Source organism: Aeromonas sp. S13(2024) (genome assembly GCF_041402405.1).
Classification (GTDB): Bacteria; Pseudomonadota; Gammaproteobacteria; order Enterobacterales; family Aeromonadaceae; genus Aeromonas; species Aeromonas veronii.
The window spans coordinates 46,763-60,940 of the sequence record NZ_JBGLRA010000016.1; the positions used below are offsets into that span (position 1 = coordinate 46,763).

Below are 14,178 nucleotides of genomic sequence, written 5' to 3' on the forward strand. Positions count from 1 at the left end.
TCAGAAGTCATTGCGCTGGATGACTTTTGTATTGCCATGGCTGGGCCAGGTGATGACGCCACCTAGATAACTGGAAAGGTAAATACCTCCAGGCAATTGAATGAACTTGGCTTTTTGTTTGGGGGGAGTTAGCGCCGCGACCAGAGTGGCGACCATAGCGTTATTGGTCAGCGCCTGCTGGTCAATGAAATTGACAATAGTATTTTTTATCTCGACCGAAATATCGCCATTATCCCGCTCCAGATCCCCAACAGAATCCAGATTGAACAGCGTCTTTCCCTGATTGTCAGTGGCTATCACGGTAGCCACTACTATTTCTCTGTTCATGGTCACAATATATTTACTCTTTCTGGTCATTTCTACCCAGTTGTCTGGTGCCTGACAATCTCTGTGATATCTGACTGTGGTTTCTTGATTATTGTAATAGTTGTTGGAAACATTATTTCCCTGCTGGTTCATGGTTGTGATAACGCATTGAACTTCTTCGGCCACCGGGTGACCGCTACGCAACAGGAAGATATTTTCGGATAATTTCCTGCTGCTATTGTTGATGGAAAAATAGCTGATGGCTTCTTTTCCAACCAGAATTGAAATCTGCTCATCAGCCTTACGTGAAACAGGCTTTATCAAGTGCGTCAGCGAATCTATTTTCACATTCAGTGCTTTTTCCGTCTCGCTGGTCATATAGAGAGAAATCTGACCTAAATTGATAGTGCGTAGTGTATTTGCTGTCGCATAGTTATAAATGACGAGGGCTAGTGAAGTCAGCGAGACCAGCAACAATGCAAACAGCAAAATACGCTTTGGGCTGAAATATCGGTCATATTTGCGGCGAGTATATTGCCGTCTGGCTTGAGGTGCAGGGGAAGGCGTCGGTGCTTGAATTTCTTCCGCTGGTGCTGGTTCTTCACTTTCCCCTGCGAGCTCAATCGGAGCACTAAACATATAGCCAACCCGTGGAATGGTATCGATCGCATCCATTAAGCCGAAGGATTCCAGCTTTCTTCTCAACGAGAGTATCTGCCGGTTCAAATTGGTATCGGTATTGTCCTGATTTGGCCACAAGGCATCCTGCAGTTTGCTTCTTGGAATGACAGTGCCTGCCTCATCACACAGCATTTCGAGTAGCTCGGCTTCCTTGTTGCTGAGCTTGATGTCCTTGTCCCCTTTCGAGATTCGGAATATTGCAGCGGAGAAAAAGATATCCTCTGCAATCTTATAAATTCTGTTACTCATGTGTGACTCGTCTTACTACCAAGGAGAGCATTTTACCACCACGCAGTCTTTGTTCAAATAATGATAAATCGTCAATTTCTTTTATTATCATATGGTTAGCTTTCCTACTAAATGCATGGTGGAGGGTATGGTACTACAGCCAATTAATTTGGTTCAAAAAATGTGCAAAAAAAAGGCCGTTTATGTAATCGTTCTCACTTATTCAGACTGAGGAGGAGGATTTTGATACCACCAGCATTTTATTTTGAGCCATATGTGTATTTGGATGGCTCCGTGGTGTCAGTTTTTGTCGCATGAATAATTATTGCGACCTAATGATATTCTGAAATTGTTTCCGCTGTGGCTTGAGATTACCGCCAAGATCGGGCCAGGGGAGCCAGTGGTCGGGCACCATAAAGCCGGGCAGGGTGCTGCGGATCCAGGCTGCCAGTTCGGAGTCGGGAACTGGCTCGCCGTGCCAGTCGATAAAGGCGGCGGGGCGTTGCCCCCACTCGTCGCTCGGCACCGGCACCACCAGCGCCTGGGCGACAGCGGGATGATCTACCAGTCGCTGCTCGATGGTTTCGGGCTGGATGTTTTCGCCACCCGAGATGAAGAGGTTATCGAGCCGTCCCTCTACCAGCAGCTCCCCTGCCGCAGTGAACCTCCCCTTGTCGCGAGTATGAAACCAGCCTTCGCCATCGAGGGGCAGTTCCAGCTCTCCATCTCGGTAGTAACCGGCAAACAGGGTGGCGCCGCGCACGCAGATCTCCTGCTTCCTGATGCACACTTCCCGCCCCGGTAGCGGTTTGCCAACTACGCCTGCATCACCGGGGATAGCGGTGCAGACCTGGCTCCCCATCTCGGAGAGACCATAACTCACCTTGGGTTCGAGCCCCATCGCGCAGAGGCGGCTCACCAGCGGCTGCGGGATGGCGGCGCCACCGAGCAGCAGCTCGCGCAGGCGGGTAAGGGCGGGATCAAAGCCCTCTGCCAGCAGGCGCCAGAGTTGGGTCGGCACCAGAGACACGTGAGTGATGGGCTGGCACTCCAGCCGCTCCTTGAGGGAGCGTTCACGTTGATCCAGCACCAGAGTTGCGCCCGCCAGAAAGACCCGAAACAGTATGGCGTAGCCGCCCACATGGAACAGTGGCAGGGAGAGCAGCCAGCCAGACTTCTCATCGAGGGGAATGAGGGTGGCAGAGCCGCGCGCCGAGGCAAGGTGGTTGCAGAGCCGGTGCACCACCGCTTTCGGCGTACCGCTGGAGCCGGAGGTGAGGATCATATTGTTGAGTTGGGTCGATTCCAGCGGCCACGCTTCCTCTCTTGCTGGCAGTTCGCGCGTGAAGTCGAGCTGCAAGGGCTGCCAGTTGCCTGCCGGGATCTCCCCTGCCGACCAGAAGGCATCGGCATCGAGTTGTACCGCCAGCTCGCGCTGCTTTTCGAGAGGAAAGGCGGGGTTGAGCGGGCAGAACACCACGCCGCTGCGCACGCAGGCCCACGCCAGCAGCACATCTTCCAGCGCACCGCGCACCACCGCTGCCAGATGATCGCCACGGCGCACGTCGGCCTGTTCCAGCTGTTGGCACAGGCTGTTGAGGCGGGCATCGAGCTGGCGGTAACTGAAGGGCGAGGCGGCGTGGATGGCAATGCGGTTCGGGGCTGTGATTGCCCGGTGGCGTACCGGGCAAGGTGTCTGTTCGGGTGAACGGGTGGGTTCAATCACGGTAATACAGTTGCTCCAGTCGGCTCAGGTCCGGTTTGCCATCTTCCCCCAGCAGGTTGCCTGCCATCCAGCGGCGGGTATCCAGACCCGGCGCCTGTTCCGGCGCCCACTCGCCTGCCAGATGAAAGAGCTGGTTCAGGCCCAGATCCGATTCGAAGCAGGAGGAGATGATCACCTTGAGCCGCAGTTCGCGGGCGCGGGCGATCAGGGCTTCGCAGTTGGCGAGTGAACCGAGCAGGGTAGGCTTGAGCACCAGCGCGCGCAGTTGCGGGATCTGCTCCCACGGCTTGCCTTGTGCCAGCAGCTCGTCCAGCGCCACCGGCATGCCGGTGCGGTTGGCGACAAAGGCGATGTCGGCAAAGTCGGCGCAAGGGTCTTCCAGATACTCGATGCGATTCGGGTCGAGGTGGCCACAGAAGGTCCACGCCTCCTCGCGGGTCCAGCCCTGGTTGGCATCCAGCACCAGCTTGAGGGAGGGAAGGCGGTCGCACAGCAGGCGGATCAGCGCCAGCTCGTCACGCATCGGGTAGCGCGCCACTTTCAGCTTGGCCTTGCCGGGCGTGCGGTGCAGCCACTCTTTCCAGTTGCGCAGCAGCTCCTGGGGGGAGCCTTGAATGAGGGGATAGGGCTCCGGCAGCGGGTTGCGCTGCTCGGGCCATGTCCGGCGCGCGCAGTCGAGGCCAAATTGCACCGACGGCAGCACGGGGTTCGGGGTATCGCCGGCGGCCAGGGCCGCCAGCGTGGCGAGGGCTTCTGCCTCTGCCTGTTGCAGGCTCTCTTTCGAGAAGCCGGGCAGGGGGGCGATTTCCCCCCAGCCGTCGTTGATGCGCACCAACAGCCCCTCTCGCGCCACCTCCACCTTGCCGTGAAAGGTCAGTGGCTGGGTAAAAGGCAGTTGATAGCGATACAGGGCGAGTGTCATCAGGGGTTCCGCTTGTATTTGGAGAAGTCGGGGCGACGCTTTTCGTTGAAGGCGTTGCGGCCTTCCTGACCCTCTTCGGTCATGTAGAACAGCATGGTGGCATTGCCCGCCAGCTCCTGCAAGCCCGCCTGACCATCACAGTCAGCGTTGAGGGCGGCTTTCAGGCAGCGCAGCGCCATCGGGCTGTTTTGCAGCATTTCGCGGCACCAACGCACGGTTTCACGCTCCAGTTCGGCCAGCGGCACGACGGTGTTGACCAGACCCATATCGAGGGCTTGCTGGGCATCGTACATGCGGCAGAGGAACCAGATTTCGCGGGCCTTCTTCTGGCCGACGATGCGAGCCATGTAGGAAGCACCCCAACCGCCATCGAAGGAGCCGACTTTCGGGCCGGTCTGGCCAAACTGGGCGTTGTCGGCGGCGATGGTCAGGTCACACATCATGTGCAGCACGTGTCCGCCACCGACTGCGTAACCGGCCACCATGGCAACCACAGGTTTCGGGCAGGTGCGGATGTCGCGCTGGAAGTCGAGCACGTTGAGGTGGTGAGTCCCCTCGTCATCGCGGTATCCACCGTAGTCGCCACGGATCTTCTGGTCGCCGCCGGCGCAGAAGGCTTTCTCGCCAAAACCGGTCAGGATGATGGTGCCGATCTGATCGTCATAACGGGCATCGGCCAGCGCCTGCAGCATCTCTTTGACGGTGCGGGGGCGGAAGGCGTTGCGCACCAGGGGACGGTTGATGGTGATCTTGGCAATGCCATCGTTGGACTTGTGATAGAGGATGTCCTCGTAACCGGCGGAGCAATCCTGCCACTCAACCGGAGCGTACAGTTCCGCTTCCGTCATTGCTTCAATCATGGTTTTTTCCTTCTGATCTGGGAGAGTGCAGTTGAGCACCGAGTTGAACACAGAGTTGAACACAGAGTTGAGCAATCCCGGCATGTTGAACAGGTGCATACAGTTCAGCTTCCGTCATTGCTTCAATCATGACTCGTCTCTTCTTGTTGGTTGACCCACTCCGCGAGGAGTCGGGCAAAGTTATCAGGCTGATGGGCGTGCAGATTATGGCCGCCATCCAGCACCAAGTGGTTGATTCTGCGATTTTGGTTCGCCAGCTGGCAAGCCAGCTGATGGAATTTGTGATCCCGCTTGCCACTCACCCAGGTGACCGGCAGCTGGCTCGCCATGAGCCAGGGGGCGAGATCCGGTTGCTTGCCGAGCGAGGTGGCGCGCAGCATGGTGGCGATGCCCAGGCCGTCGTTGCCAAGGCGGCGGGCGATCTGGCGGGCCCGGGCCGCGTCGTCGAGATCGGCAAACACCCCTTGCCGGTACCAGTCTGCCAGCACGTCAGCCAGGGGCTCCTGCTCGAAGCGCCGCGCCCACTGTTCATCGTGCTGGATGCGGGCGGGCCGTTCACTGGCCGGTAGCCCCGGGTGGCAGTTCTCCAGCAGCAGCCCCCGTAGCCCGGCGGGCTCGCGGCTGGCGTGATAGAGGGCCAGTCGCCCACCCAGCGAGTAACCCGCCAGCAGATAGCGTTCAATGTTGCGGCTGGCCAGCTCGGCGACCAGCCACTGGTGGCTCTGCTCAAAGTCGCTGACGGTGAGAGCGCTATGCTGACCGTGGCCCGGCAGGTCGAGGGCGATGCATCGGATGGCGGGCAGCCGGTCGATCACCGGTTGCCAGTCGCCGCTATCCCCCAGCAGGCCGTGCAGCAGCACCAGCGGCACATTGGCATATTTATTTGCCACGGATGGCGGCCCCCAGTGCCTTGAGATCATCGGCCACCTGCTCGCTCGGTACCCGGATCTCGATCAAGGTAACGCCATGTTGGAGGGCGGCGCGGTAATCGCGTTCGAACTCGGGCAGGGTGGTCGGTGCCCGATAGGCGAGGCCAAACATGGCGGCGGCATGTTCAAAGCTGAGACCGTGGGGCAGTCGGTAGTAGCTCTCCAGCAGCTCCCCTTCGGTGGGCACCGGCAACATACGGAAGATGCTGCCGCCATCGTTGTTGAGCAGGATCACCACCAGCGGTCGGCTCGCCTTGCTGAGCAGGGCGAGGCTATTGAGATCGTGCAGGGCGCTAAGATCGCCAAGCAGCAGGGTGGTGGGCTCATCGCTGCCTTGCTCGACCGATTGGGCAAACCCGCAGGCGGTGGCGATCAGGCCATCGATGCCGGAAGCGCCGCGGTTGGTCATCACCCGGCTCGGCCCCTTGCCCGTTTCGCCGAGCATATCCATCAGTCGGGCTGGCATGCTGTTGCCGACAAACAGTTGCCCTTCGATAAGGGAATTGAGGCGATGGCAGACCCCAAGCTCGGAGAAGCCCTCGCAGGCAGCGGCGATCTGCTGGCTGGCGTTATGTTGCAGCTCGGCCAATGTGTGCCAAGGGGCTTGTGTGGTGACCGGATGGGCCGCTGCGAAGGCGCTGGCATTGCAGAGCAGCCGGTTGCGCAGCCGGTAGTCGGGATCGAGCCGCGCCGGTTGCGGATCCACCAACCAGTAATCTTGCCATGAATGGTGTTTGATGAACTGGCCGAGCCGCTTGGAGACAAGCCGCGCGCCAAATTGCAGCAGCACCTCGGCGCGGCCGAGCTCGGCGACGAATTCAGGGTCGTTGAGCGCCATATCCATGTGGATGAGGTTACGGCAATCGAAGCGGATCTGGCTCTGCAGATCCGCCAGCAACGGCCAGCCAAGTTGCTCTGCCAGTTCGGCGACCACCTGTGCCTGTTCGGGGTCAGTGATCCTGCCGGCGACAATAATGCCGCGCTGTTGGCGAAAGGTTTCCCACTCCGCCTGAGGTGGGCAGCTCGGCTCGTTTTGCTGCCACGGGCTCCAGGGCTTGTGCGAGCCGAGCCAGTCACCGAGGGGAGCCAGATAGTCGGAGAAATCCTGATAGTGCTCGCCCGGGTAGAGGGGCTCGGGGTACATGCAGTTGAAGTGCACCACCCCGGGGGTGAGCACCTGCTTGGCCAAGGCTTGGTCCACCGAGCTCAGCACGAAGGCGGCCGGGATGGTGGCGGTGGGGCTCGGCAGGTTCTGCTGATAGACGGGGTAGCGGCCGAAGATCCCCTGCTGGTCGATCGCCTGGTTGGCTCCGTTGTCGATAAGCTCGTGAGGGCGATCGGCGGAGAGAATAATCAGCGGCACGCCGGTGAGCTGGGCCTCAGCCACCGCCGGCCAGAGGTTGGCCACCGCGGTGCCCGAGGTCATGATCACCGCCACCGGCCGGTTGCTCCCCTTGGCCAGCCCCAGCGCCATAAAGCCGAGACCGCGCTCGTCAAAGTGCAGGTGACGACGAAAGCCCTGATGCGCCGCGGCGGCCATGGTCAGCGGCGCAGAGCGGGAGCCGGGGGCCAGCGCGATGTCGCGCACCCCGAGGCGAAAGAGCTCCTCCAGCAAGAGGGAGGACCAGACGTGGTTGAAGGTGGCGTGCTGGCTCGAAAACGGTGTGCAGGCAAACTCTTCGCTGGCAGGCTCTTTACGGGTGGGCATAGGGGCTCTCGTAGCGTGAAAAGGGTGAATGACTATCCCAGCAGGGAGAGCACATTGGCGATCTTGTTGTCGAGTTCGGCCCACTCGGCGACAGGCTCGGAACCGGCGACAATGCCGGCACCGGCAAACAGGGTGACGCAGCCCGGCTGAATGCGGGCGCTGCGAATGGCGACCGAGAACTCGGACGTCTCCCGACTCAGCATGCCGCAGGCTCCGGCGTACCAGCCCCGATCATAGGGCTCGAACTCGCGGATAAAGGCGAGCGCCGCCTCGCGCGGGGCACCGCCCACCGCCGGAGTCGGGTGGAGGGCGTCGAGCAGCTGCCAGTCGCAGACCCCGGGCTTGAGCTCGGCTTCGATATCGCACTTGAGGTGTTGCAGCAGCCGCAGTTTGAGAATGCGCGGCTCGGTCAGGGTGGCATCGTGGGTCAGTGGTGCCAGACGGCTGAGGATGTCGGCATGTACCAGCCGGTTCTCCAGCTGGTTCTTGCTGTCGGCCAGCAGCTCGGCAGCCAGTTGGGCATCCACCTCTTCATCGCCGGAGCGGCGAATGGTGCCCGCCAGTGCCTCGGTAAAGAGGTGGCGATCTTCCCGGCGGTAGAGCCGCTCGGGGGAGCAGGCGATAAAGGCCTGCTCGGGGGAGAATTGAAAACCGAAGTGGAAGCAGTCCTGGGCGTGGCGGGCCCACTGGTCGAGCATGGCCCAGGGATTGATATCCGCATCATGGTTCGGACTGGTCAGCACGCTCTCCCGCGACAGCACCACCTTGGGGGTGTGGGCCTGAAAATCAGAGGCGGTGACGCGCTCCACCAGCCTCTGCCACTGGGCGGGGCCGGGGCAATCCTGTCGCTGCCAGGGCTGCTTTTGCAGGGCGGGCAGCGGGGCTTCCGGGCGCAGGGTATCGAGGGCGGCTTCGGCCGCCTGCAGTTCGGCCTCGAGATTGTCGTCATCCAGCCAGAGGTTGAGGCAGAGGCTGACGCACTCGCCACGGCGCACCAGCTCGATGCGGGGCAGCACGAAACGGCAGGGGCCAAACCCTTGCCAGCCGGATTGGGCCGGATCGAACGCCAGCCCGCCATAGTAGCGAGGGCTGTCGTCATGATGCTGGTTGGCTGTATTAGTGCACACCTGCTTGATGGCGTGCGGTTCGGTCAGTTCATGGATGGCGCCCAGCGCGACATACTCGGGACGAGCCTCTCCACGGGCCTGCCAGTAGATGCGGGGATAGAGGGTTTGCGCCGCGAGCCAGCCCAGAAAGGAGCGGATTTCGATCGCCACTCGCAACCGTACGAAGCCGCTGACGTTGCTGTGACGCAGGGCGTCCAGTTGTTGCTTGATATGGGTCTGAGCCAACATGGATTCTTGTCTGAGCCGGGTAGTAACGAGCGATCCGGTAGCTGGATGCCGTAGGTTTATGCCAAAGGGCGATGATTTCCTATATATTATCTGCCCATTCGTCCATGTAAATCGCCCGCGGGAGCTTCACTCTCCGGGGCCAAGTATACCCAAATCCGGTTCGATAACCCTTAACACGATCAATATCCGATTGTTTGGCCATCACAAAATGACAAATACCTTCTCTGTTTGGTTGCTGGCGGCGCGTTTGCGAACATTGCCGCTCGCCTGCTCTTCCATCCTGCTGGGCTCGGGGCTGGCTGCCAGTCGTGGTGCCTTCGATGGCACCATCATGGCGCTCTCCCTGCTGACCGCCATCCTGCTGCAGATCCTCTCCAATCTGGCCAACGACTACGGCGATGCGGTCTCCGGCGCCGACAACGGCGAGCGGATCGGCCCGCAGCGGGCAGTGGTCTCCGGCCTTATCACCAAAAAGCAGATGTGCGTGGCGATGGGGCTGACTGCGCTGGCGGCGGTGGCCAGTGGCCTGCTGTTGCTGGGCTGTGCCTTCGGCGGTCAGTGGCTGCAGATTTTGGCATTTGTGGTGCTGGGTGGTGCGGCCATTGTCGCGGCGGTGACCTACACGGTCGGCAAGACTCCTTACGGCTATCGCGGGTTTGGCGATATCTCTGTGTTCCTCTTCTTCGGCCTGCTGGGGGTGCTCGGCTCCTACTACCTCTTCACCAAGACGCTGGAGTGGGATCTGCTATTGCCTGCCACCGCCTGTGGCCTGCTGGCCACCGCCGTGCTCAATATCAACAATGTGCGCGACATTGAGACCGACGCCGCTAGCGGCAAGATCACCCTGGCGGTGCGCCTTGGCCGCAATCGCGCCATCGCCTATCACTGGGTACTGCTGGGGGCAGCGCTGCTGGCGACCATCGCCTTTATCCTGATCCAGCCCGCCAGTTTCTGGCCGTGGATCTTCCTGCCCGCCATGAAGCCTCTCAGCGATGCGGCCCGCACCTTGCGCGAAAGTTACGATGGCGAGGTGCTGACCGGCGCCCTCAAGAAGACCGCCATCAGCGCGTTTCTGTTCAGCCTGCTGCTCTCCATCGGGTTGGCGTTCTCCTGATGAACGACCGGCTTGTTGTTATGTGAAACGGGCTCCCGAGGCGGGAGCCCTTTTTGTGTGCCGATGCGACGCGTTGGTACTGAATCAGTCAGACAGGAAGACTGCCATGCGTGCATCACTCAAACAGAAAATCATTCAGGTATGCCAGCAGAAAATCGCCCAGAAGGGGGAGACGGTCGGGCTCTCCTTTTATGCTTTTTTTGCCAATCGCAATGACGATCCCGAGTTGTTGATGGAGGCGGCGACCTGGTGGATCCGGACCCACAAGCTCGATCACTTCGAGAAGGCCAAGAAAATTCTCTTGTTGGTCGAGCAGGAGTGATAGTCGGCGGCCATGAAACAGAGAGGGCGCCCAAGCGGGAGCCCTCTCTGCTGGTTAATGATGTTATCGACTAGCTGGCGCGCGCCACCCTGAGAGGGCGGCGGGAGAAAATCAGGGTATCCAGCAGCCAGATGGCGATCATGGAGGCTCCCACCAGCGGGAAGGCGATCCCCAGCAGGATCAGCAGGGCGATGGCACCGCGCATCGGCGGGAGTTTGGCAGGCAGCGGCGGCGCGGCGAGACGGCCCTGCGGACGGCGGCACCACCAGATCCACAGGCCGCTCATGGCGCTGGCCAGCACCATCAGGCAGATAAGCAGCATGGCGAGCTGATGGGGCCAGCCGTAGAGCTTGCCCATGTGCAGCATGACGCCGCTCTCCACCGTTTTGGCGACCGGGCCGTAATCCTGCCAGCGCACATCGGCCAGTACCTTGCCTCTGTATTGATCGATATGCAGGGTGGCGTCGTTGCGCGGATCGTCGGCAAACAGGGCGATGGTGTAGACGCCGGTGGCGCCGACCGGCGGGGTGATGCTGTAACCCGGTTGGACTCCCCGCTCATGGGCGATCTCGACCACCTGTTGCAGCGCAATGCGCTGGCTGGCCATCACCGCTCCCTCGTGCTCGCCGTGGTTCATGGCACCGTGATCGTGCCTCTCATCAACCGGCCGCGAGCTGGGCATAGGGGTGTTCTCCACCGCCCAGGGAACCGTCTGCTCGTGGGCCTGATTCAGGCTTCGGGCCAGCGGTGCCGATTTGGGCACCTCGTTCCACATGGCGGCCGGGAAGCGGTTCCAGACCGCGGCGAACTGATCGCCCCAGAAACCGGTCCAGGTCATGCCGCTCAACAGCAGCAGCAGCAGGAAACCGGCTCCCCAGAAGCCGACCACGGCGTGCAGATCCCGCCACCAGAGGCGTCCGCGCTGGTTCACTCTGGGCCAAAGAATGCCACCCACCCCGGGCCCCTTGCGTGGCCACCAGAGGTAGAGGCCGCTCAGCAGCAGTACCAGACCCCAGCCTGCAGCCAGCTCGATCAGCCGGTCCCCCGTGGTGCCGAGCAGCAGGTCGGCGTGCAGGGAGCGAGCTACCGCTTGCAGATTCCACTTGTTGTCCATGGTGCCGAGCAGGGCGCCGCTGGCGGGGTCCATAAACAGGGTCAGCTCGCGATCCCCCTGATTGACGATGAACTGGGCGCTCTGGTCGGGAGCGGCAGGCGGCAGATATTTACGCAGGCTGGCATCGGGCATGGTCATCATCGCCTTGGCCAGCAGCTGGTCGGCACTCAGGGTCTGGCTGGCGGGGGCGACCTTCATCAGCTCGGGGTACATCAGGTTGTCGAGCTGGGGTTTGAACAGATAGACGATCCCGGTCAGCGACAGCAGGATCAGGAAAGGGGCGACAAAGAGACCGGCGTAGAAGTGCCAGCGCCAGATCCGTTGGTAATGACTCGAGTCCCTGTTTTTCATTGCACATCCTTGTTGAGGTGCCAAACCTTTCGGCAGGTGGAATGTTTGTGGCGGCGCGGATAATAGCAGTAACGTTTCGTTAACTGCAATCGCACATCTTGATATCGATTCCGTGCGGGATGTGGGTAACATGAGGTGCCGACGGTTTGCTGGATAGGATGAGCACGCTTTGGGAAAAGCCTGTTTGCTGCTGGACTTTTCCTTATAAATTATTACCTTGTGGTAACAATTTGCAGGCGATGGTGGTGGTAACGGAATGGGAGCAGTCATGCAGCCACATGGGCAATTTGACATGGAGCGCAGGGGCCAGATGCTGATCTGCCGCCCGAGTGGCCCCTTCAATCTGGCTGGTGCCATGGCCTATGAGGCGCACTTTCGTCACGAACTAGCCGGATTGATGGATGGCCCCTGGGGGATTGTCGAGGTCGCGACCGAGTTTGAAGCGGCCGGGCCCGAGGTGCTGGCCCGTTTTCGTCGCCAGTTTGGCTGGTGTGCCGAGAGTGGCTGTCAGTTTCTGGCGGTGGTCTTCGTGGGGGGCTTCAAGCGCTATCTGGCGGATAACGTCTTCAAGGGATTACCCTTTCGGGCGGTACGTTACTTCGAGCAGGAGGCAGCGGCCATCCAGTGGCTGGGGGAGCAGCTCAACATCACTCCCTGTGAACCTGCGAGCGCTTGACCACCCCGCTCACCGCTTGGGTGGGTTTTACTCCAGCTTGATAAACCACTTGTCCCGTTCGTCGACGCAGTCGGGTTCACCCATTTCGAATTCGCGGCAGATCAGCGGTCGCACCTCGTAGATACGGCACATCATGGTGTTGCGGTCGAGGGCGGCGCACCAGCCATCGTCCAGCCGGCGCATAACCGGTATCTCGCCTTCCCGTTCCAGTACATAACGGTCCGGCACGCCGGTATCGGTAAAGAGCATCACTTCGAGGCGGCAGCAGCAGGCTTCACAGTTCTGGCAGCTCACATCGGTTTGGATTGCTTGGGTCATGGTGCCTGTCTTGCCGCATGGCGGCATCGGAGATATGAAACAGGCGCCTGTCAGGCGCCTGTGGTCTGGCTAATGGCTTGCAAAAAACCTTAGCCCAGTTTGCGGGCGCGGTAGCTGCGACCCTTGATCTTGCCTTCCTGCAACCGCTTGAGGGCGGCGCTCGCCACGCTGCGCTTCACGGCGACGTAGGAGTACTGCTCGGAGATCTGGATCTTGCCGACGTCGGCGCCGGCAATGCCGCCTTCACCGGTCAGGGCGCCCAGAATGTCACCGGCCCGCACCTTGGTCTTGCGGCCTGCATCGATGGAGAGGGTCACCATCTGCGGGGCGATCGGCTTGATGTCGCGGCCGATGCTGTCGAGATCACCCAGCGGCATCGGGGCCTGCTGGTACTCTTCGATGAAGTTGACGCGCTGGGCTTCGTTCGGCTGATAGAGGCTCAGGGCCAGACCCTGCTGGCCGGCACGACCGGTACGGCCGATGCGATGCACGTGCACTTCCGGATCGTAGGTCAGCTCGTAGTTGATGACGGCGCCCAGCTCCTTGATGTCGAGACCACGGGCCGCCACGTCGGTGGCCACCAGAATGGTGGCGCTGCCGTTGGCAAAACGCACCAGCACCTGATCCCGCTCGCGCTGTTCCAGATCGCCGTTCAGCGCCAGCGCCGAGAAGCCCTTGGCGGCCAGGTGGTCGGCCACGTCGTTACAGGCGCGCTTGGTGTTGCAGAACACCACGCAGGAGCTGGGCTGGTAGTGGCTCAGCAACCAGGTGAGGGCGTCGAGGCGCTGACCGGCAGGCACTTCGTAAAGCTTCTGTTCGATGGCACTCCCCTCGTGCAGGGACTCCACGCTCACCTCGACCGGATTGCGCTGCACGCCGCGGCTCATCTGGGCGATCCCTTCCGGATAGGTCGCGGAGAAGAGCAGGGTCTGGCGCTGCTGGGGGGCATAGCTGATGACCCGGTTGATATCTTCGCCAAAGCCCATGTCCAGCATGCGATCCGCTTCATCCAGCACCAGCGTCTTGAGGCCGGAGAGCTCCAGCGTGCCTTGCTCCAGATGCTTGAGAATACGACCCGGGGTGCCGACGGCGATGTGGGCACCAAAGCTCAGGGTAGCGGACTGCGGTGCGGTCGGGGTGCCGCCGCACAGGGTCACCAGCTTGACGTTGGGCAGGGCACGCGCCAGACGACGGATCTCCTGAGCCACCTGATCCGCCAGTTCGCGGGTCGGGCAGAGTACCAGCGCCTGCACTTCGAGGCGGTTGACGTTGAGCTTGGCCAGCAGGCCGAGGCCGAAGGCGGCAGTCTTGCCGCTGCCTGTTTTTGCCTTGGCGATCAGGTCTTTGCCATCGAGCACCAGGGGCAGGCTCTGGGCCTGGATCGGGGTCATCTGCAGGTAACCCAGGCTGGTGAGGTTCTCTTGCAGGGCGGGGGAGAGATTGAGGCTGCTAAATTCGCTGTTGTTCACAAAAGGACTCTATTTCGGAGAAAACGGGGATGCGCGAGCGCTAAGGCCGCGCATCATACCAGAATGTGGCACCGGATGTGGCGGATTTTTGAACGGCTG

Annotated in this window: 13 protein-coding genes; 3 read left to right on the top strand and 10 right to left on the bottom strand. The window is 60.9% G+C overall.

Going from position 1 to position 14,178, the window contains the following annotated elements; translation table 11 throughout:
• The 7 genes from ACB042_RS17570 to ACB042_RS17600 all read right to left on the bottom strand — a co-directional run bounded on the left by ACB042_RS17570 (nucleotide 1) and on the right by ACB042_RS17600 (nucleotide 8,715).
• Nucleotides 1-1,236, bottom strand: a complete 1,236-nt coding sequence (locus tag ACB042_RS17570) for a transcriptional regulator (protein WP_371178818.1) — start codon at nucleotides 1,234-1,236, stop codon at nucleotides 1-3.
• Nucleotides 1,237-1,537: 301 nt separating this feature from the next.
• The gene (gene menE / locus ACB042_RS17575; protein ID WP_371178819.1) at nucleotides 1,538-2,941 is read right to left on the bottom strand and encodes an o-succinylbenzoate--CoA ligase; all 1,404 of its coding nucleotides are present in this window, start codon (nucleotides 2,939-2,941) and stop codon (nucleotides 1,538-1,540) included.
• A complete protein-coding gene (gene menC / locus ACB042_RS17580) occupies nucleotides 2,934-3,863 on the bottom strand; it encodes an o-succinylbenzoate synthase (RefSeq protein WP_371178820.1) in 930 nt (309 codons plus the stop codon). Before menC ends, menE begins: the two co-directional genes overlap by 8 nt.
• Nucleotides 3,863-4,723, bottom strand: coding sequence for a 1,4-dihydroxy-2-naphthoyl-CoA synthase (gene menB / locus ACB042_RS17585; protein ID WP_193861047.1), 861 nt, complete (start codon nucleotides 4,721-4,723; stop codon nucleotides 3,863-3,865). Before menB ends, menC begins: the two co-directional genes overlap by 1 nt.
• A 122-nt stretch (nucleotides 4,724-4,845) precedes the next feature.
• Nucleotides 4,846-5,643: a 2-succinyl-6-hydroxy-2,4-cyclohexadiene-1-carboxylate synthase gene (gene menH, locus ACB042_RS17590; protein ID WP_371178821.1), complete on the bottom strand. Its 798-nt coding sequence runs from the start codon at nucleotides 5,641-5,643 to the stop codon at nucleotides 4,846-4,848.
• Entirely contained in the window at nucleotides 5,603-7,360 is a 1,758-nt protein-coding gene (gene menD / locus ACB042_RS17595) for a 2-succinyl-5-enolpyruvyl-6-hydroxy-3-cyclohexene-1-carboxylic-acid synthase (RefSeq protein WP_371178822.1), read from the bottom strand. The genes menH and menD overlap by 41 nt, the downstream gene beginning before the upstream one ends.
• Nucleotides 7,361-7,392: 32 nt before the next feature.
• Nucleotides 7,393-8,715 carry an isochorismate synthase MenF gene (locus ACB042_RS17600; protein WP_371178823.1) on the bottom strand — a complete coding sequence of 441 codons (1,323 nt, stop codon included), beginning with the start codon at nucleotides 8,713-8,715 and terminating at the stop codon, nucleotides 7,393-7,395.
• A gap of 208 nt (nucleotides 8,716-8,923) precedes the next feature.
• Between ACB042_RS17600 and ACB042_RS17605 the strand changes: the two genes are divergently transcribed.
• Together ACB042_RS17605 and ACB042_RS17610 are read left to right on the top strand one after the other, a co-directional pair.
• Nucleotides 8,924-9,829, top strand: a complete 906-nt coding sequence (locus ACB042_RS17605) for a 1,4-dihydroxy-2-naphthoate polyprenyltransferase (protein WP_162506408.1) — start codon at nucleotides 8,924-8,926, stop codon at nucleotides 9,827-9,829.
• Nucleotides 9,830-9,935: 106 nt separating this feature from the next.
• Nucleotides 9,936-10,151 carry a DUF6500 family protein gene (locus tag ACB042_RS17610; RefSeq protein ID WP_005363132.1) on the top strand — a complete coding sequence of 72 codons (216 nt, stop codon included), beginning with the start codon at nucleotides 9,936-9,938 and terminating at the stop codon, nucleotides 10,149-10,151.
• 70 nt (nucleotides 10,152-10,221) lie between these two features.
• Here ACB042_RS17610 and ACB042_RS17615 read toward each other — a convergent pair whose 3' ends face one another.
• Complete coding sequence (locus ACB042_RS17615; RefSeq protein WP_371178824.1) at nucleotides 10,222-11,616, bottom strand: PepSY-associated TM helix domain-containing protein; 1,395 nt, start codon at nucleotides 11,614-11,616, stop codon at nucleotides 10,222-10,224.
• 268 nt (nucleotides 11,617-11,884) lie between these two features.
• Here ACB042_RS17615 and ACB042_RS17620 point away from each other — a divergent pair, with 268 nt between their 5' ends.
• Entirely contained in the window at nucleotides 11,885-12,292 is a 408-nt protein-coding gene (locus ACB042_RS17620; RefSeq protein ID WP_371178825.1) for a hypothetical protein, read from the top strand.
• Nucleotides 12,293-12,319: 27 nt separating this feature from the next.
• On the opposite strand, the gene ACB042_RS17625 is transcribed toward ACB042_RS17620, so the two are convergent.
• Nucleotides 12,320-12,610 (bottom strand): YkgJ family cysteine cluster protein, encoded by a 291-nt coding sequence (locus tag ACB042_RS17625; protein ID WP_058059358.1) that lies wholly within the window; start codon nucleotides 12,608-12,610, stop codon nucleotides 12,320-12,322.
• Between the two features lie 89 nt (nucleotides 12,611-12,699).
• Complete coding sequence (gene dbpA / locus ACB042_RS17630; RefSeq protein WP_005335919.1) at nucleotides 12,700-14,079, bottom strand: ATP-dependent RNA helicase DbpA; 1,380 nt, start codon at nucleotides 14,077-14,079, stop codon at nucleotides 12,700-12,702.
• Nucleotides 14,080-14,178: the final 99 nt, after the last annotated feature.

Bases quoted from the DNA above. Each gene is read 5' to 3' on its own strand.
- ACB042_RS17570 (WP_371178818.1), bottom strand. From the start codon at position 1,236: ATGAGTAACAGAATTTATAAGATTGCAGAGGATATCTTTTTCTCCGCT.
- menC (WP_371178820.1), bottom strand. From the start codon at position 3,863: ATGACACTCGCCCTGTATCGCTATCAACTGCCTTTTACCCAGCCACTG.
- menB (WP_193861047.1), bottom strand. From the start codon at position 4,723: ATGATTGAAGCAATGACGGAAGCGGAACTGTACGCTCCGGTTGAGTGG.
- menH (WP_371178821.1), bottom strand. From the start codon at position 5,643: ATGATCTCAAGGCACTGGGGGCCGCCATCCGTGGCAAATAAATATGCC.
- menD (WP_371178822.1), bottom strand. From the start codon at position 7,360: ATGCCCACCCGTAAAGAGCCTGCCAGCGAAGAGTTTGCCTGCACACCG.
- ACB042_RS17600 (WP_371178823.1), bottom strand. From the start codon at position 8,715: ATGTTGGCTCAGACCCATATCAAGCAACAACTGGACGCCCTGCGTCAC.
- ACB042_RS17605 (WP_162506408.1), top strand. From the start codon at position 8,924: ATGACAAATACCTTCTCTGTTTGGTTGCTGGCGGCGCGTTTGCGAACA.
- ACB042_RS17610 (WP_005363132.1), top strand. From the start codon at position 9,936: ATGCGTGCATCACTCAAACAGAAAATCATTCAGGTATGCCAGCAGAAA.
- ACB042_RS17615 (WP_371178824.1), bottom strand. From the start codon at position 11,616: ATGAAAAACAGGGACTCGAGTCATTACCAACGGATCTGGCGCTGGCAC.
- ACB042_RS17620 (WP_371178825.1), top strand. From the start codon at position 11,885: ATGCAGCCACATGGGCAATTTGACATGGAGCGCAGGGGCCAGATGCTG.
- ACB042_RS17625 (WP_058059358.1), bottom strand. From the start codon at position 12,610: ATGACCCAAGCAATCCAAACCGATGTGAGCTGCCAGAACTGTGAAGCC.